The following is a 17,697-nucleotide window of genomic DNA, read 5'->3' on the forward strand; positions in this document are numbered from 1 at the left end:
AGCATTGGTTTTATAGTCGGTGCCGGACCCTTCCAGCTACATGCTGATACTGGCGGGAATAGGTCTGCATGTGGGTTATCAGTTCCTTCTGATGGCGTCTTACGATGCCGGCGATCTTACGCAGATCTATCCGCTGGCGCGGGGGAGCGCGCCATTGATCGTGGCGCTGGTTTCGGTGGCGCTGCTGGGTGTCAGCCTGCAGCCGGTCGGGCTGGGCGCAAACGCGCTGATCGGAAAGAGGGACGCGGTTACGACCCGGGACGATCGACTTGAGGATGACGAGGGGCCGCCCGAAAGCGGCCCCGGCCAAGTGTTGGCAGCAGCTTAGAATTCAGCCGAAAGCGAGACTGCGAAGTTGCGGCCCACGCGGTAGCTGTTGTTCTCGATCCGGGCGTCGCCGGCCGTCTGGTATTCGAAATGATCGCGTCCCGTCAGGTTGCGCGCTTCTAGTTTCAGTTCCAGCTCGGCGCCTGCCAGCTGGAAACCCTGCCGAGCGACGAGGTCGATCGTCAGGCCCGGGTCTTCGATGATGTCCGGACGCGAGAGGGTGCTGCGGCTTATCACGCGCTTACTGCCGTAATTGAACAGCACGGTGAGCTGGCTGACGCGGTCGAGATCCTCGAGGCCGAGCTGCACATTGGCGATGTGATCGGACTGGCCGGTCAGCGCCGTGCCGTCTTCGAAGAAGTTCGACGCCGGCTGAAGCCCGCCGAGTTCCGGGATGTTGACGAGATCGCCATCCTGAACGCTGATGTCGGATTTGGTGTAGGTGTAGTTGGCGATGGCGACGAAGCGCTTGCTGTCCCACCATTCGCCGAGGTCGTAGAGGTCCTTGTTCCACTGCAACTCGACTTCGGCACCGTAGAGCTTGGCCGACGGGGCGTTGGCGAAGCGGCTGACGACCGCGTTGTCGTTGAAGCTCGAAAAGATTTCGATCGGGTTTTCGATATCCTTGTAGAAGCCTGCCACGCTGGCCCGGCTGTTCGATCCCCAATAATGCTCGAGGCGGGCTTCGTAATTGGTGAGCCGGCTGTCGATCAGGCCGGGGTTACCGGTGAACTGCCGGTTCGTTTCCGGATCGTAATAGCTTTGCAGGATCAGTTCGCGGAACTGCGGGCGGGCAATGGTCTTGGACGCGTTGAGACGCAATTGGACGCTATCCATCACTTCCCATGTCAGCGTGGCGCCTGGGAGGAAGTAATCGTTGTTCAGCAGGGTGGCATTGGCCGAGCCGTTCGGACGCCCGTCGAGCCCGAGCGGTATGACTTCCTGCGTGGCGTCTTCGTAGCGGATGCCAAGGTCGAGCGACAGGGCATCGGATTGCGTCAGATTGGCCTGCACGTACCCCGCCTTGATCTCCAGCCCGGCGGAAAAGGCCGGGTCCGATGCGGTCGTGTCGATGATCTGATAGCCGAAGGGGCCGATGCCGCCAGCAGCCTGCGCCGCCGTATCGTAGCCTAGATTGATCAGGGCATCGCCAAGCAGATTATCGGGGCGGAATGCGCCGAAAACGAGCGGATAGGCGCCCGTGGCGCGGATATCGAATTCCCGGCGGCGCGAGAGGCGGGTCGTGTCGGTATAGGCACCGCCAACCGTCAGCGTAACCCAGTCGGCGAACTGATAGCTGAGATCGAGACCGCCGTAATAGAGATCTTCAGTCAGATCGGAAAAGGCCACCGTGGTGCGCCCGCGCTGGCCGCCGTTCTGAAGGTTCAGATAGATTTCGTCGAGCTGGGTCGTGGGGGTAAGGTCGCGGGTATAGACGAATTCCCATTCATTGGGCGCTTCGCGCTGCGTTTGCGCATAACCGGCCCGCAGATCGACCGAAAGATCGCCGAATTCGAGTTCACCGACAAACTGCGTATCGAACAGCTGGCGTTCGTACCAGCCGGTATTCTGGAACAGGTCGTCATCATCGTCGGTCAGATCGTTGATCTGTGCCAGCGATGCGCGCTTGAGCGAGTCCCGGATAAAGAGATTTGTCAGGCGGAACCGGTGCTCGCCCACCTCGAGACCGAGGCCGAGCATCGCATTTGCGAGAATGCGCTGGTCGGTCTGGAACTGCGTGCCGTCCTGATCGAGATCGAGCGCGCCGTTCACCGCGACCTGGCGGGTGATGAAGCGGTTGCGCCATTTGTTGCTGAGCGAGGCGGTGGCGATGATGCCGAACCTTCCGTCGGCAAAAACGTCGAAGCTCGTGCCTGCCGTGATGCCCGCCGACCAGTTGACCGGCAGTTCATCGGTGCTCTGGAGGAGGATCTGATTGGGATCGCCCAGTTCGAGCAGGATCGCCTGCTGATCGACCTGCGGGTCGGTAATCTGGAGGCCACTGTTAAGGAAGGACTGCAGGTTGGGACCAGGTTCGCGGCGACCGTCGTCGAAACCGAACCAGTCATAATCCGAGCCGTAATAGCTGTATCCGGTCCCAAATGTGGTTTCGGTGTCGCCGGAGATGCCGGCGCTGACCTTGACGAAGCTTTCGTCCGGTACCGCGCGGGTCGTGAGATTGATTACGCCGCCGCCGAATTCGCCTGGGAAGTTGGCCGAGTAGGTTTTCTGCACGAGGCTGGACGCGATGACGCTGGTCGGGAAGATGTCGAGCGGGACGACACGGCTCAGCGGCTGCGGCGAGGGCAGGGGAAGACCATTGAGCAGGGCGAGCGAATAACGATCGCCAAGGCCGCGAACGAAGACGAGACCGTTCCCCACGGTGGAAAGACCTGTCACGCGGGTAAGGGCGCCCGCAATGTCGCCTTCGCCGGAGCGGGCGATGCTGGCACTGTCGAGCACGGACACGACCTGCGAGGACGCGCGGGTGACGTCCTGCCTGCGGCGACCGGTAACAACGATAGAACCGCCGGGCACCGAAATATCGGGTTCTTCGAACTCTTCTTCCTGCGGCGTGTTGTCGATGCCCTGGGCTTGCTGTGCCTGAAGGGCATCGGTAGCGGCATCTTCATCTGCGGGTACGCCTTCGGCACCGGTGCCGACACCCGCATCCTGAGCGAATGCCGCTGCGGGCAGGGTGAGCGCGGTGGTGAACAGGAGCAGCGCAGTAAGCTGCTTGCCGGTCGACATGGTTCGAGACCCCCTCATATTCAGGCCTTTGAAACTGGAGTGGAGCGCAGCGATCGCCCCATTTGAAAAGCGAAGGCGGCCGGGGACGCTCAACTGCGTTTGCCCGGCCGCCATGTGTTCAGATCAGTAGATTGGCAGGCTGGTGCAATCGGACACCGCGGTGTCGAAGGTCACCGTTGCCGAGTTGCAGGTCCAACCCTGGAACCAGGTGTCGTTACCGGGATAAACGGCGCCGATATTGGTCGGAAGCGTGAAGAAGGCACCAAGCGAAGTCGGATCGAATACCGCAACACCGTTTTCGTTCGCGCCGTTGATGAAGGTCATCGAAAGCGTGTTGGTGAAGCCCGCATTGTTGTTCGAACCGGCATTGAAGCGGGTCTGAACGTCTGCTGCGGTGACACCGCCAGATCCGGAGCGGAAATCCGTTGCGCAGTCGAGGACGAACGAATTGAAGACGACCGGGCCGGCTTCGTCGATGCCAGCATTGGCAGCGCGGTTGAGCGTTTCGGGGTTGTCGACCCGCAGGCACGGCGTGTTGCCCGACTGATCGATGAGAACCGAGTTGACGATGGTATAATCGGCAAAGCCGCGAATGCGAATGGCCTGATCGCCAACACCGCTGTTGGCAATGAAGGTCGCGTTCGAGATCTTCACATTCTGACGCGGTGTGTCTTCTTCGAGGCCATTGGAGGAGTCCGCTTCGATGATCGTGTCACCGAAACCAGGGCGCTGGATGGCGATCACGTTCTGCATATTGGCCTTCACGCCGGTGTCGGTGTCGAGGCTGTCGTCTTCCGCGCCGACGACGATCAGGTTCGAAACATTCATAACGCCGCCGAAGAATTCGACACCGTCGTCCGAGCTGTTATAGCTCATGATGTTATTGAGCGTGGTTCCGGAGCCGACGCCACCGGTCGTAAGCGACTGCAATTCATTATCGCCGGACAAAACGAAGCCGGAATAACGGATTTGGACAAAGGTCAGGCTTCCCGAACTGTCATTGGTAGTTGCACCGCCGAATAAAGCGGGTTGTGCCGCACCTTCGACCTGGCGTTCGCAGGCTGTGGTCCCGGGAGTGGCGCCTGGAGCGATACAATCGGTCACCGGTGCGCGACCAGAAAGAACGACGCCGCCCCACTGACCGGAAGCATTGGCCGCGTTCAAACCCTGTACGTTGTCGCGGCTGGTGAAGATGATGGGCCGCTCGGCAGTACCATTCGCCTGGATGGTGTTTCCGCGATTGACGTTGAGCCAGCCAGCAGAGGACGAGAATAGAATGGCGCCCGGCTCGATGGTCAACTCGACTTCAGTATCCGCACCGGTAGCCACCGGGCCACCGTCGGTACCGACATCAACGCGACCGTTTATACGATAAAGCAGACCTTCGATGTACGGCAACGTCGAAGATGCGGCAAAAACGGCGGGCAGAGTACACACACGATATTCGCCAGTCGGACCAGAAATCGTGCCACTATCGGTGAGGCCGACAGGGTCCGAAATGGTGGGGCAACCTGCAGCAGCGGTTACCGTGCCCGAGGTCGGGGCCGGCGTCGGTGCCGGGGTGGGCGCAGGCGTGGCAGGCGGGTTGATGATGATGTCACCGCCAGTGCCGGGCGAGACGATTTCGTCGGCGCCGCAGCTGGCCAGAGCCAGAGCCGAGCAGCCGAGTACGAGCGAACGGTGAAAATTTGTCACGGGTAGCGGTCCCCTCAAAAACCGGAAGAATCGAGTTGCGAACTCTTGATCGCGACTCGTCCGCTACGGACGCTGTGTGACAGTTTGTGTCGGTAGATGACCGTTATGTTGCAGTTTCAACAGATAATGCGACGCATCGGAGCACGCTGCGAAAAAGCGGCGGCTGCCATGATGATTGCAGAAATATGACAATGTTACAGTTTTGTTGCGATTGTCCATGCCGTGGGGCATTCCTGCTCGGGCAAAGAGAGTAGGGAGAGCTGTCATGGCAATTATCACGAGCATTGCGCTGGCCCTTTTGGCGCAGGGCCCTGTCGAAGCTGTCGCAGGCCCGCAGGCCGATTACGATGTCGGGTATGAAGAGCTGGTTTCGAACGAGAATGCCGCTGCCCGCATAGCTATCGAGAACTGCGATGAGCTGGCAGAAAACGATCCCGCCCGGTTGATCAATCATGGCATCGCGCTTGCGCGGACAGGCGAATACGAAGCCGCGCGGGCAGAGTTTAAAACCGCCGCTATGGCCCGCGACAGTGTCGAACTGCAGACCGCTGGCGGTGCCTGGGTCGATTCGCGACATCTCGCGCGCAAGGCGCTGGCGATGCTCGATAAAGGCGAGTTCGCCCGTTATTACGCCCTGTCGTTACGCTAACTTTTACAGAAGTCGAAAAGCTGTTTAGGCCCGCGCTCCCGGGAGCGCGGGCCTTTATTCTTTCGTCCCGCCGACACATTCCCGGATATTCAGTTTTGTGTCACTCGCCTGTCATGTAGTATGCGCATGGGGGCCGGACGGAGGGTGCAATGATTCTAGCACGCTTGGCGCTGGTGACAGGTTTGTCCTGCGCGGCGCTGATCGCTTTCCCGGTGAAGGCGGATGTCATGGAGATTAACGCGGACGGAGCGCGCTGGGTAGCCGGCGGAAGCACCGCGCTTCCTGCTGCGCCAACCGAACTCATCTCTGCGGAACCCATTTCAGAAGTTCCGGCAGATATTTTCGTTCCCGATATTGCGGTGGCCGATCCCGGCCAGCATGCGCGCCTTGTTCCCCAAGGTTATCAGGCCAAAGTCGCCGAGCTTGCAGCGCGCTTCGATCTCAGCCCGACACTGATAGAAGCTCTCGTCTGGCAGGAAAGCCGCTGGCGCGCGAATGCGGTGTCGCCTGTCGGCGCGCGCGGGCTCGCGCAATTGATGCCGGGCACTGCACGCGACCTGGGTGTCGACCCGAACGATCCATTCGCCAATCTCGAAGGTGGGGCGCGTTACCTGCGCGAACAACTCGACCGGTTCGACGGCGATCTGGAAAAGGCACTGGCGGCCTATAATGCCGGGCCCGGACGCGTTATCCGCGCCAACGGCATTCCGCGCATTCGCGAAACCCAGCATTATGTGGCGGCCATCATGGGCCGTCTTTCTGACCACTCACGGGAGTAGTTACTTGAGTCGCAAGTTCATCGTTCCGGCAGCTCTTGCCACCCTGTTGACGCCGAGCGCAGCGTTTGCGCAGGCTGCCGATCCGGCCGGATCGGGCCCCATTGTGGCAGCACTCGGCTGGTTGCAGGGCACGTTGCTCGGCAATGTCGCCACGGCCGTGGCAGTCATGGCTGTTGCTGCCGTCGGGTTCATGATGCTGACCGGCCGCCTTAACTGGCGTTTCGGCGCCACCGTCATCATCGGCGTCTTCATCCTGTTCGGTGCAGCGTCGATTGTCGCCGGTATTCAGGGCGCGGCCAGCTAGGATGACCGCGCTCGTCCGCCATCCCGTTCACCGCGCGTTGACGCGCCCGCAGATGTTCGCGGGCGTGACGTACAACTATTTCATCATCAACGGGATGGTGACGACCGAAGCTTTTCTGATCACCGGCAGCTGGCTTGCGCTGCTGGTCTTCGCTGTGATGCATGGCATCGGCTATTTCGCCTGCCTGCGCGAGCCGCGTATTTTCGACCTCTGGATTACGAAGGTCAGCAAATGCCCGCGGGTGAAGAATTACAAGCGCTGGGGGTGCAATTCCTATGCCGCGTAACGACAAATGGAAGGGCGCTGCTGCCTGGAGCGCAAAGGAAGCGCGAGCCGGCGACCGTCTGCCCTATGTTCGCCTGATCGACGAAAACACGCTGCTGTTGCGAGACGGATCGGTCATGACCGCGATCCAGGTCCCGGGCCTACTGTTCGAGACAGAGGACAGTGAAGCGTTGAACGCGCATGCCGCCACACGCGAGGTTGTATTGCGTTCGACCCTCGATGCGCGGTTCGTATTGTATCACCACGTCATCCGTCGCCGCGTGTCCGTTGAGCTTGAAGCTGAATTTCCCGATCCGATCAGTCGTCATATCGATGAACGCTGGAACCAGAGGCTCGGTTCGGGACAGCTGTTCGTGAACGATCAGTTCATTACGCTCATCCGTCGTCCTGCCCGCGGCAAGGCGGGGCTTGTGGAACGGGTCGGCAAGAAATTTCGCCGCAAGGATGGCGACAGGCTGGAGGCCGATCCCAAGGATCTGCGAAGCCTGCGCGCTGCGTCGCAAGGTCTGGTCGCCGCATTGCAGGCGTACGGAGCGACGCCGCTGGCCGATTACGTCGGGCCGCAGGGCAATATCAATTCGGAAATGCTCGAGCTGCTGAGCGCGCTGTATAATGGCGAGATGCGCCCGGTGCGCAAACCGGCGGACGATGTCGATGTCGGGTACATGCTGCCATACCGCCGCGTCAGCTTCGGTCTCGATGCGATCGAGATGCGCGGATCCGGTTCGCCCGACTTCGCTGCAGTGCTCGGGCTCAAGGATTATCCCGAAGCGACGAGCCCGGGTCTACTCGACAGCCTGTTGCGCTTGCCGTTCGAAATGGTGGTGAGTGAAAGTTATGCCCCGACCGAAAGGCAGACTGCCCGCGAACGCATGGATCTGGCCATTCGCCGGTTGAAAAGTGCGGATGAAGAAGCGGCTGCAGAACGCGCCGATATGCTGGCTGCGCGCGATGCCCTTGGCAATGGCGCGGTCGGGTTTGGCGACCATCACCTCACCGTCATGGTCAAGGAACGCGATCTCGGTCGACTGGACGATGCCATGGCAGCCTGCGCCGCAGCTCTTGCCGATACCGGTGCGATAGCCGTACGCGAGGACACCAATCTCGAACCCGCCTTCTGGGGGCAGTTCCCGGGCAACGAGAGCTATCTGGTGCGCCGCGCGCTTATATCCAGCGCCAATATGGCGAGCTTTGGCAGCATGCATGGCTTTGCTCTCGGTCAGGCGCAGGGCAACCATTGGGGCGAAGCCGTAACGCTGCTGGAAACGACCAGCGCGACGCCGTTCTTCTTCAACTTCCACCACGGCGATCTGGGGAATTTTTCGGTCATCGGTCCTTCGGGGTCGGGCAAGACGGTGGTCATGAATTTCCTCGCTGCGCAGGCGCAGAAATTCAGCCCGCGCACGATCCTGTTCGACAAGGATCGCGGCGCCGAACTGTTCGTGCGCGGTATTGGGGGCCGGTACGACAGCATCCGTGCCGGCGAACCGACCGGCTTCAATCCTCTCGCTCTGCCGGACACGGCAGGCAACAAGGCTTTCCTGCGCGATTGGCTTGGCGTGCTGCTGAAGGCCGAAGGTCCCGAAGAGGAACAGACCATCGCCGCAGCGGTGGATGCCACCTATGCCAACGATGCGTCGCTGCGCCGCTTGCGCCACTTCAAGGAACTGCTTTCCGGCAGTCGTCGTCCGCAACCGGGCGATCTGGCGGATCGGCTGGGAGCCTGGATCGGCGAAGGCGAACATGCCTGGATGTTCGACAATGCCGAAGACCGGCTGGATTTGACCGCCCGCGTTCTTGGTTTCGACATGACGGCGCTGCTCGAAAATCCGCGCCTACGCACGCCCACCATGATGTACCTGTTCCACCGGATCGAGGAGAGGTTGGACGGCAAGCCGACCATGATCCTCATCGACGAAGGCTGGAAAGCGCTCGATGACGAAGTCTTTGCGGCACGCATCCGAGACTGGCTCAAGACGTTGCGCAAACGCAACGCGCTGGTCGGTTTCGCCACCCAATCGGCCCGCGACGCGCTCGAAAGCCGCATTTCCACCGCATTGGTCGAGCAGACCGCGACCATGGTGTTCATGCCCAATAGCCGCGCGCGGCCAGAGGATTATTGCGATGGCTTCGGCCTGACCGAACACGAGCTTGCTCTGATCCGTACGTTGCCGGCACACAGCCGCTGCTTTCTTGTGCGCCAGCCCGATGCGAGTGTGGTGGTCCGGCTCGACCTGTCGGGCGCGCCCGAAGTGCTGACACTGCTTTCAGGCCGCGAGAGTTCCGTCCGCCGGCTCGATCTGCTGCGCGAAGCGCTGGGCGATGCGCCGCGCGAATGGTTCCCTGCACTGACCGGCACGAAATGGCCGGGCGGGGCGAATGATCATGGAGATGCCGGGATCGAAGCCCTCGGTCTGGCCGCGGAATGAGCGCCAATTGCCAGCAGGCTGCCGAACAGGTCGGCAATGGCGTAGCCGCCGCGCTGCGCGGTGTGGATTGCGTGGCGGGCGAGGCAAGTGCGGCCGCCTTCAACCGATTGTTCGCTTCGGGTGGACAGCTGAGCATGGTGCTGACCCTCGTTCTCACCCTGTTCATTGCGCTCTTCGCATTCGCCCTGCTCACCGGGCGCGCCAATATCGGCGTGCGTTCGCTCGTCCCCCGCATGATGACGCTCGGCCTTGTGCTGACCTTCGCAACCAGCTGGATTGCGTACCAGAGCGTGGTCTGGAACCTTGCGGTGTTGACGCCGGACTATCTCGCAGGCCTTCTTACCGGAACCAGTGGCTCTGCCACCGATGTGTTCGCCCAAAAGATCGATGTGGTGTTCATCGCCATTCAGGAAGCAAGCGGGGGTAGCGAGGACTTCTCAGCATTCTCGCCCGAAGGAATGATGTGGCTCGGTGCGATGCTGTTCATGCTGGGTACGGTCGGCCTGCTGGTAACGACCAAGATTGCACTCGGTGTCCTCGTCGCCTTGGGCCCGCTTTTCGTCGTGATGGCGCTGTTCAATGGCACACGCGGTCTCTTCACGGGCTGGATAAAAGGGCTCACGATGTGCGCGCTGGCCCCGCTTTTTGCGGTGCTGGGCGGTAGCGTCATGCTCGAACTGGCTGTTCCCATACTCGGTGCGTTGACGGCCACGCCCGGGCAAGTCGATCCACAAGCAGCCATGGGCTTCTTCATGATCGGCGCTGTCCACGTAGCGTTGATGATACTGGTGCTGAAGGTCGCCGGGGCGATGGTGTCCAGCTGGACGGTTTTCGGGCTGGTATCCGAAAAGGACGAGAAACCTCCGGTCGCACAGCATTCACAAGCAGCCGCACCGAGCGCTGCCGCACTTGCCCAGGCACAGGCTGCCAATCAGGCCAGTTCGCAGGCCCGCAGGATAGACGTGTCCGCAGTCCCCACTGCCTATGCGGCGAACGATAGCGGGGCGTCCGGTGGCAGCGGAGGTTCTCGCGTTACCAAGGTTTACGCGACGTCTTCAGGATCCGGTCAGCAAGCGATCGCCAGCAAGGCTCGCGCGCGCGGTTCCGGCATCGGCAGCAGGTTCAAATCCGCCACACCAAAAGCCCTCGACCGTTCGATGGAGAAACACGCATGACCCGCGCGATCATTCCCGCGCTCGCTCTCGCTCTGATCGCCGCGCCCGTTGCGGCGCAGGATTCCCGCCTCGTCGAAGTGATGTATGACGAAGCAAAAGTGGTTCGGATCGATGGCCGCGTATCGGTGCAGGCGAGCATCATGTTCAACGATGACGAGGTCATCGAGAATGTCGCCATTGGCGACAGTGCGACATGGCAGGTAACCCCGAACAAACGGGCCAACATCCTGTTTGTGAAACCGCTCGAACCGCGTGCCTCGACCAATCTCACGGTCGTGACGAGCAAGCGAACCTATCTTTTCGATCTTGTTGCCACCCCTAACGCAAAGCCGCTCTACCTCATGCGCTTCGCTTACCCGGACGAGCCCGAGGAAGAGCAAGTGCAGCTGGCCGCAGCCCCAAATGCCGTGGAGCAGCAGGCGGCGAATGACCCTTATGCTGTGGTTGATCCGGCAGATCTCAATTTCGCCTGGCGTGCTTCGGGCGATCCCGAGTTGCTGCCAGAGAACACCTATGACGACGGCACAGCGACGTTCCTGACCTGGCCGGTTGGAAAAGACGTGCCGGCAATTCTGGTCGTTAACAGCAAGGGTGTCGAAGGGCCCGTCAACTTTACCGTTCGCGGCGATACCATCGTTGTCGACGGTGTTCCGCGCACGCTCGTTCTGCGAGCGGGCGAAGATAGTGCCCAGCTCACGAATACCGGGCCCGAACGGCCTGCAGCCACAGCGAGCGTCAGCCCGGCCCTCGCTTCGAAAGGGAAGTAACCGATGCGCCTTGCCATGCGACTGCCCGAAAAGAAGCCGGGCAATGAAAATATTGCCAACGATGTCGATCCGCGGGACGACACCGATGCAGAGATCATCGATCTTGCGCAGCGCAATTCGTTTCCTGCAGTCGCCCGGCCAGCGGGCAAATCCGATGCGCTCGGTCTCGTTGCAGGTATTGCAGTGGTAGCGGGCCTTGGCCTTGTCACGCTGTGGAGTATGAATTCCGCCCGTGTTGCCCCACCGGAAGGGATAGGCGGTCAGGCAGCGGCCGTGCAAGCGCCGCCTCCGCCCGCAGCAGCCCCTGCCGCAGCGACAAATCAGCCGAACGAGCAGCTTGCTGCCACACCGCGGCCCGACCCGGCACCTCAACCTGTGCTGGCAGCGCAGCCCGAACCCGGTCTGGCCAGCAATCCCTATTCCAATCCGACGGTTGTCTACGACGCGGGCAACTCCCCCGCTACGCTGGCGGCTGCGGAGCCCGCTGTCGCTGGCGAAACGGCGGCTGCGGGGACCTCCGGCGGTTCGGCAAACGATTTCGCCAGCCGGATCGGCGGCGTGGGCGGGGCACCCGCCCAGGCCAGGGCAATGGTCAATCCAACGACAACCGTCACGCAGGGTACGCTGATCCCCGCTATCCTCGAAACCGCGATCGACACCAATGTGCCGGGATATGTCCGGGCGGTTGTCAGCCAGGATGTGCGCAGCTTCGATGGCACCAAAGTGCTCGTACCGCGATCCAGCCGATTGATCGGGCAGTATCAATCGGGACTGCAGAACGGCCAGAGGCGCGCTTATGTCATCTGGACACGATTGATCCGTCCCGACGGGGCATCGGTCAATCTCGCCTCGCCGGCTGTAGGCTTCGACGGAACCACCGGCCTCGCCGGCAAGGTTTCGGGCGCCAGTTTTTTCAAACGCTTCGGTTCGGCAATGTTGCTGTCCGTCGTGGGGGGCGTGGGATCGCTGGCCACTGGCGGTGCTGCAGGCGTCCTGATCGGCGGCGCAAGTTCCTCCGCAGCGGCAACAGCGGCACAGCAGGACGGACAGCGTGGGCCGACTGTGCGCGTCCGGCAGGGCGAACCCATTCGGATATTCACAGCGCGTGATCTGGACTTCTCGGCAGTAAGCTGAGCCGGACACGATCGTGAGCGCCGATATCCATCCCTTCCATCCGGACGACAACCCGGAAGAGGACGCGCCGCCCGTCGATTTGCACGGGGAACGGAGCGTCTATCTCGACGCTTACCTTGCGCCGTTCCGGGAATGGCTTGAACGGGATACGGTAACCGAAATCCTGGTGAACGGCCCGGGCGAGGTTTGGGTGGAAGATGCCAGTGTCGGGGGCATGCAGCGCATCGTTCGCCCCGAGATCGACGACCGGCTGATCCAGCGCCTCGCCGAACAGGTCGCCCGCGTCAGTCACCAAGGGATCAACCGCGAACACCCCTTGCTTGGCGCGACTCTGCCCGGCGGCGCGCGCGTTCAGTTCTGCGGTCCGCCCGCCGCGCGCAAGCACTGGGCGATGGCGATCCGCCGCCACCGCCGCCTCGACCTTCCTCTCGATGCTTACGACACGGGACCGCTCGCACCGTCGCAGCGGGGGCCCATGCCCGATGCGCAGGCCGAACCGATCGCCTTTCTGCGCGAAGCGATCCGGCAGCGCCGTACCATTCTGGTTTCGGGTGGCACGAGTACCGGCAAGACCACATTCCTCAACGCCATGCTGGGCGAGATCCCGAAACACGAGCGCGTGGTACTCGTGGAGGATACCCCGGAGCTCAAATTGCCGGGCAAGAACGGTATCGGTCTGGTGGCCGTGAAGGGTGAGCTGGGCGAAGCCAAGGTGACTGCCAACGAACTGCTCCAGGCTGCGCTGCGCCTTCGTCCCGACCGCATCGTTCTGGGCGAACTTCGCGGTGCCGAGAGCGTGAGCTTCCTGCGAGCGATCAACACCGGGCACCCGGGAAGCTTTTCGACCATTCACGCGAACAGTCTGCGCGGCGCGCTGGAGCAATTGTCGCTGATGGTCATGCAGACGGGAATCGGCCTCACTCGAAGCGATACGATCGCCTATTCGGCAAGCGTGATCGACGTATTCGTGCAACTCGGTCGCGACGAAGCCGGCAGGCGCGGTATCACCCAGATAGCCGAGAGCGCGACGCTGGTCTGAAAAATCGGCTGTTGGCATCGTGCGGAATCAAGCATTCCGTAACGTAAGCGCATCGCCACTCCAATCACCAAAACAACACTCGAAAAAATATGTGGGCATGTGCGCAATAATCGTGCGCAATCGCTTGCGTGCATACGAATGTGTGATAACTATGGGATCATAGGCCGCAATAGACGGCCATGTGGAGAGGAGAGGGTTTATGAGGGTAAGGGCTTCCCTGCTCGCGGGAATTTGCGCGAGCGCGATTTCGTTTCCGGCTTTCGCACAGGAAACACCAGATGACGATCTGGATAGCCGCCGTATCGGTCCGAATGTCATTATCGTAACCGCCCAGCGCCAAAACCAGTCGCTACAAGAAGTACCCATCGCCGTCAGCGCCTTCGATGCCGAAGCTCTGGAAGCCCAGCAGATCGAGAACGCGAGCGACTTGCAGCTTACGCTGCCCAACGTCTCTTTCACGAAATCGAACTTCACCAGTTCAAGTTTTACCATTCGCGGTATCGGCGACCTTTGCGTTGGCGTTACCTGTGACAGCGCGACAGCCATCCACACCAATGGCTCGCCGCTCTTCGGTACCCGACTCTTCGAAACCGAATATTTCGATCTTGAGCGGGTTGAAGTGCTTCGCGGACCGCAGGGTACACTGTTCGGCCGCAATGCCACTTCGGGCGTCGTAAACGTAGTCACCGCCAAGCCGGAACTCGGCACGTTCGCCGCGGCGGGCGACTTCGAATACGGAAATTACAACAGCATCAAAACCCGTGGCATGATCAACGTGCCGATCGGCGACACGCTCGCACTGCGAGCTGCCGGGTTCTATCTGAACCGGGACGGTTATACGACCAACCTTTACGATAACAGCGATATCGATGGACGCGACATGTACGCGGTTCGCGGTTCATTGCGCTTCGAGCCGACCGCGTCGACCACTCTCGATCTGATGGCGTTCTATTTCCGTGAGAAGGACGACCGTCTGCGGATCCAGAAGCAGGCCTGCCAACGCGATCCGACAGGTGTGCTAGGCTGCCTCAACAATCGCCTTGATTTCGACAAGACTAACGCGAACTCTACACTCGCGACCGTACTGTCGTCGGTCGAACTCTTCCGCATTCAGGGCATTCCGGAAGCGCTTGCCCTCGGCAGCGTATACGGCACTGATGGTTATGCGAACTTCGACGAACCGAATGACGTTCGTACCGTGAACACATCCTTCGATCCTGAATACTTTGCCGATGAACTGCAGTTGCAGGGCCATCTGAGCCAAGGCTTCGGTTCGATGAACCTGTCGCTGACCGGCATCTATCAGGAAACGACGGTCGACTCGCGCCAGGATTACAACCTCGGCGTTCTCGACCGGTCGGGCTATGCTACCGGGCTCAATACGCTGGCGTTCTTCGCTGCCAATGGTCTGCCGACTGGCCTGCCGGCGCCGGCCCCTGCTTTCATTCCCGGATCGAGCGCTTATTTTGCGCCAATCGCCGCAGCCCTCATTCCAAATGGTCCCAATGGTCAGCTGTGCACGTCGGACAATGACGATGGTAATCTGGGAGCTTACGAAGGCAATTCGATTTGCTCTGATGCGCCTTTGGCATTCGACCGGTCAGTCCAGTACCAGACAGCGTGGTTCGGCGAAGCGATCCTGTCGAGCGATTTCGACGGGCCGTTCAACTTCCTTGTTGGCGGGATTTATGCGCAGACCGATGTCAGCGAGAACAGTTATTACGTAAACTCCTTCGGTCTCGATTATGCGACCGGGATACTCGGGACGTTTTCCGCCTTCGCGGCAGGTGCCCCGCCGTCCTACCTCGCCACGTCGATGTATCGCAACAATACGACCGACTTCAAACTGAAGAGCTTCGGGATCTTTGGTGAAGTCTATTTCGACATAACCGACAGCCTGACCCTTACCGGAGGTATTCGTTACAATGACGATACGAAGTCGGTATCGGCACGCACAACTCTGGCGAACTTTCTGAATCCGTTCGGGAATGGTGATCCGTTTACCTCGCCCTTCGTCGGAAGCTTCGATGCCGATGCCGGGATGGACGGTAACCAGCTACTGCAACAGCGGGACGTCAGTTTCGATGCGATTACCGGACGCGCGGTGCTCGATTATGCGATCTCGCCCGACAACAGCCTCTACTTCTCATATTCGCGGGGGTATAAATCGGGCGGCATTAACCCGCCGCTCTCGCCGGTCTTTGCCGTGTCAGAAAGTTTCGGTTCGGAAAAGATCGACGCTTTCGAAATCGGCTCGAAGAACACCTTCCTCGATGGGGCGGCGCAGCTCAATCTCACGGGCTTCTATTATAAGTACAAGGACCTGCAACTCAGCCGTATCGTCGCTCGGACGTCCGTCAACGATACGATCGATGCCAACATCTGGGGGCTCGAACTCGAAAGCATTTTGCGCCCGAGTTACAATTGGGTGATCAACATGAACCTCAGCTACCTCAACGCGAAGGTGGCCGGTGACCAGTTCTTCAGCAATCCCCGCGATCCAGGGGGCGGCGATCCGCTGGCCGTCATCATCAAGGACATCTCGAACGGCTCCCTGTGTGCCGTAACGGGTGCTGGTGCTAATACGTTCGTTGGCCTGGTCAATGGCGGGCTCGGCCTTCAGGGGCCTGGACCATTTCCGGCAGATGGCGGCATAGCGTCCAACGGCGCGTTCAGCATCTGTAGTGTGCTGAGCGCTCAGGCTGCCAATCCCGCCTTCGCGGCGCTCGGACCCATCAATGTCTTAAGCCCGGGCGTAGAGGTTAATCTGCGTGGGAACAGATTGCCGCAGGCGCCCGAATACAAGGCCTCGGTCGGTGTTCAATATACTGCTGAATTCGGGGACGGCATGTCCCTCGTGCCGCGGTTTGACCTCGCGCTTACCGGCGAGCAGTTTGGCAATGTGTTCAACGGTCGGGTCAACCGCATCAAACCATTCGTCCAGGCGAATGCATCGATCCAGTTGAATGGAAGCGATAATGGCTGGTTCGTTCGCGGCTTCGTCCAGAACATCTTCAACAGCAATTCCGTCACCGGGTTGTATGTGACGGATGCTTCATCGGGTAATTTCACCAACATCTTTACGCTTGATCCGCGGCGCTACGGCATCGCGGTTGGCGCGAAGTTCTAAGACCACCCATAAATTGGGGGAGAGGGGAGGGGCGGCCTGCGGGTCGCCCCTTTTTCGTCGCTATCAGTTCCTTGAAGCAGAGAACGGAGAAAAATCGGTATCGGTATCGAAGACTTCCACGCCCTCTGCTTTTTTGAGAGAACTGACAACTGCATAGGTCACGGGAGTGAGGAGGGCTTCCCATGCTGTCTTGATGGCCCATTGGGACAGGACAACCTGCCACAGCAGTTCAACGGGCCAGCCCGCCAGACCCCAGAAAGCCAAGGGATAGAAGATCAGACTGTCGAGCCCTTGGCCGACTACGGTCGAGCCGATCGTGCGCATCCACAGGTGGCGACCGCGCGTCCAGATCTTCATTTTCGCGAGCACATAGCTGTTGGCGAACTCGCCAGCCCAGAAAGCGGTCATGGATGCGAGCACGATCCGCCAGCTGTTGCCGAACACGAATTCATATGCCGCCTGCCCCGGCCAGCCAGCAGCAGGAGGCAATTGCACCACGACCCAGGCCATGAAGGCCATGAACAATAGCGCTGCAAAACCTGTCCAGATGACCCTGCGGGCGCGGGCATATCCGTATACCTCGGTGAGCACGTCGCCGATGATATAGCTGACCGGAAAGAACAATACGCCTGCCCCGAACGACCATTCGCCAATCAGGGGCAGCGTCACATAACTCGGCTTCGATGCGCCGATGAGGTTCGACAGCAGCAGGATCGTAACGAATGCCGCCATCACGAGGTCGTAATAGCGGAACTGTGTCTGGGACGAGGCCAATCGCGTTTTTTCCATGAAAGACGATTAGTGCCGATTGGCCCGGCGCGAAAGTGACGTTATGGGGAACCGCGAGCGCGCCCGTAGTTCAACTGGATAGAGCACGAGCCTTCTAAGCTTGGAGTTGCAGGTTCGAGTCCTGCCGGGCGCGCCATTAGCGAAAATCCGCAGAATGCCGGGTTTTCGGATTTGCCCACAGCGATGTGATGGGCACCTTATGACAGTTTCTCGGCCGTTTGGACACTGTCCGCTTCGCCGAAGGCACACCGCTAAGCGGACTATCGGAAATCCAACAAATGCCGCCGCCACTCCACTTTTTCCGGAGCTACTTGCGGGCGACAAGTATGCGCACAATCTCGTTCCGGCTGCTCGAAATCTGGAGCATTTCACTTCAGCCGTAGAAGCCTTTTCGGATATCCTGATCTCGCGGCAACTCTCGCAAACGCCATTCCCTTACGCGAT

At 60.4% G+C, this 17,697-nt stretch carries 14 protein-coding genes and 1 tRNA gene; 12 read left to right on the forward strand and 3 right to left on the reverse strand.

Features of this window, described 5'->3' with window-relative positions:
* Positions 1 to 19 precede the first annotated feature (19 nt).
* Positions 20 to 328 (forward strand): hypothetical protein, encoded by a 309-nt coding sequence (locus AC13F2_RS06105; RefSeq protein ID WP_482963965.1) that lies wholly within the window; start codon positions 20 to 22, stop codon positions 326 to 328.
* Here AC13F2_RS06105 and AC13F2_RS06110 read toward each other — a convergent pair.
* Both AC13F2_RS06110 and AC13F2_RS06115 read right to left on the reverse strand, forming a co-directional pair.
* Positions 325 to 3,078: a TonB-dependent receptor domain-containing protein gene (locus AC13F2_RS06110; RefSeq protein WP_482963964.1), complete on the reverse strand. Its 2,754-nt coding sequence runs from the start codon at positions 3,076 to 3,078 to the stop codon at positions 325 to 327. The two genes, AC13F2_RS06105 and AC13F2_RS06110, sit on opposite strands and share 4 nt — an antisense overlap.
* 123 nt (positions 3,079 to 3,201) lie before the next feature.
* A complete protein-coding gene (locus AC13F2_RS06115; protein WP_482963963.1) occupies positions 3,202 to 4,773 on the reverse strand; it encodes a hypothetical protein in 1,572 nt (523 codons plus the stop codon).
* A gap of 265 nt (positions 4,774 to 5,038) precedes the next feature.
* Here AC13F2_RS06115 and AC13F2_RS06120 point away from each other — a divergent pair, with 265 nt between their 5' ends.
* From AC13F2_RS06120 to AC13F2_RS06165, 10 genes are all read left to right on the forward strand, one after another.
* Positions 5,039 to 5,422 (forward strand): hypothetical protein, encoded by a 384-nt coding sequence (locus AC13F2_RS06120; RefSeq protein WP_482963962.1) that lies wholly within the window; start codon positions 5,039 to 5,041, stop codon positions 5,420 to 5,422.
* Positions 5,423 to 5,571: 149 nt separating this feature from the next.
* Complete coding sequence (locus AC13F2_RS06125) at positions 5,572 to 6,201, forward strand: lytic transglycosylase domain-containing protein (protein ID WP_482963961.1); 630 nt, start codon at positions 5,572 to 5,574, stop codon at positions 6,199 to 6,201.
* A 4-nt stretch (positions 6,202 to 6,205) separates the two neighbouring features.
* The gene (locus AC13F2_RS06130) at positions 6,206 to 6,505 is read left to right on the forward strand and encodes a TrbC/VirB2 family protein (RefSeq protein WP_482963960.1); all 300 of its coding nucleotides are present in this window, start codon (positions 6,206 to 6,208) and stop codon (positions 6,503 to 6,505) included.
* 1 nt (position 6,506) lies between these two features.
* A complete protein-coding gene (locus AC13F2_RS06135) occupies positions 6,507 to 6,791 on the forward strand; it encodes a VirB3 family type IV secretion system protein (protein WP_103024165.1) in 285 nt (94 codons plus the stop codon).
* Positions 6,781 to 9,219 (forward strand): VirB4 family type IV secretion/conjugal transfer ATPase, encoded by a 2,439-nt coding sequence (locus AC13F2_RS06140; RefSeq protein ID WP_482963959.1) that lies wholly within the window; start codon positions 6,781 to 6,783, stop codon positions 9,217 to 9,219. Before AC13F2_RS06135 ends, AC13F2_RS06140 begins: the two co-directional genes overlap by 11 nt.
* Positions 9,216 to 10,394, forward strand: coding sequence for a TrbL/VirB6 family protein (locus tag AC13F2_RS06145; protein ID WP_482963958.1), 1,179 nt, complete (start codon positions 9,216 to 9,218; stop codon positions 10,392 to 10,394). The genes AC13F2_RS06140 and AC13F2_RS06145 overlap by 4 nt, the downstream gene beginning before the upstream one ends.
* Entirely contained in the window at positions 10,391 to 11,161 is a 771-nt protein-coding gene (locus tag AC13F2_RS06150) for a TrbG/VirB9 family P-type conjugative transfer protein (protein WP_221598763.1), read from the forward strand. The genes AC13F2_RS06145 and AC13F2_RS06150 overlap by 4 nt, the downstream gene beginning before the upstream one ends.
* Before the next feature lie 15 nt (positions 11,162 to 11,176).
* Positions 11,177 to 12,295, forward strand: coding sequence for a TrbI/VirB10 family protein (locus tag AC13F2_RS06155; RefSeq protein ID WP_482970458.1), 1,119 nt, complete (start codon positions 11,177 to 11,179; stop codon positions 12,293 to 12,295).
* A 13-nt stretch (positions 12,296 to 12,308) separates the two neighbouring features.
* Positions 12,309 to 13,334: a P-type DNA transfer ATPase VirB11 gene (gene virB11, locus AC13F2_RS06160; protein WP_482963957.1), complete on the forward strand. Its 1,026-nt coding sequence runs from the start codon at positions 12,309 to 12,311 to the stop codon at positions 13,332 to 13,334.
* Between the two features lie 199 nt (positions 13,335 to 13,533).
* Positions 13,534 to 16,464 (forward strand): TonB-dependent receptor, encoded by a 2,931-nt coding sequence (locus tag AC13F2_RS06165; RefSeq protein WP_482963956.1) that lies wholly within the window; start codon positions 13,534 to 13,536, stop codon positions 16,462 to 16,464.
* A 63-nt stretch (positions 16,465 to 16,527) separates the two neighbouring features.
* On the opposite strand, the gene AC13F2_RS06170 is transcribed toward AC13F2_RS06165, so the two are convergent.
* Complete coding sequence (locus AC13F2_RS06170; RefSeq protein WP_482963955.1) at positions 16,528 to 17,253, reverse strand: queuosine precursor transporter; 726 nt, start codon at positions 17,251 to 17,253, stop codon at positions 16,528 to 16,530.
* A 59-nt stretch (positions 17,254 to 17,312) separates the two neighbouring features.
* On the opposite strand from AC13F2_RS06170, the gene AC13F2_RS06175 reads away from it, so the two are divergent.
* Positions 17,313 to 17,389, forward strand: a tRNA-Arg gene (locus AC13F2_RS06175).
* Positions 17,390 to 17,697 lie beyond the last annotated feature (308 nt).

This window comes from Qipengyuania sp. L-5Y, from assembly GCF_056859455.1.

Excerpts from the sequence above, each read along its gene's own strand:
- AC13F2_RS06135 (WP_103024165.1), top strand. The coding sequence starts at position 6,507 with ATGACCGCGCTCGTCCGCCATCCCGTTCACCGCGCGTTGACGCGCCCG.
- AC13F2_RS06165 (WP_482963956.1), top strand. The coding sequence starts at position 13,534 with ATGAGGGTAAGGGCTTCCCTGCTCGCGGGAATTTGCGCGAGCGCGATT.
- AC13F2_RS06155 (WP_482970458.1), top strand. The coding sequence starts at position 11,177 with ATGCGACTGCCCGAAAAGAAGCCGGGCAATGAAAATATTGCCAACGAT.
- AC13F2_RS06150 (WP_221598763.1), top strand. The coding sequence starts at position 10,391 with ATGACCCGCGCGATCATTCCCGCGCTCGCTCTCGCTCTGATCGCCGCG.
- AC13F2_RS06140 (WP_482963959.1), top strand. The coding sequence starts at position 6,781 with ATGCCGCGTAACGACAAATGGAAGGGCGCTGCTGCCTGGAGCGCAAAG.
- AC13F2_RS06125 (WP_482963961.1), top strand. The coding sequence starts at position 5,572 with ATGATTCTAGCACGCTTGGCGCTGGTGACAGGTTTGTCCTGCGCGGCG.
- AC13F2_RS06120 (WP_482963962.1), top strand. The coding sequence starts at position 5,039 with ATGGCAATTATCACGAGCATTGCGCTGGCCCTTTTGGCGCAGGGCCCT.
- AC13F2_RS06170 (WP_482963955.1), bottom strand. The coding sequence starts at position 17,253 with ATGGAAAAAACGCGATTGGCCTCGTCCCAGACACAGTTCCGCTATTAC.
- AC13F2_RS06145 (WP_482963958.1), top strand. The coding sequence starts at position 9,216 with ATGAGCGCCAATTGCCAGCAGGCTGCCGAACAGGTCGGCAATGGCGTA.
- AC13F2_RS06110 (WP_482963964.1), bottom strand. The coding sequence starts at position 3,078 with ATGTCGACCGGCAAGCAGCTTACTGCGCTGCTCCTGTTCACCACCGCG.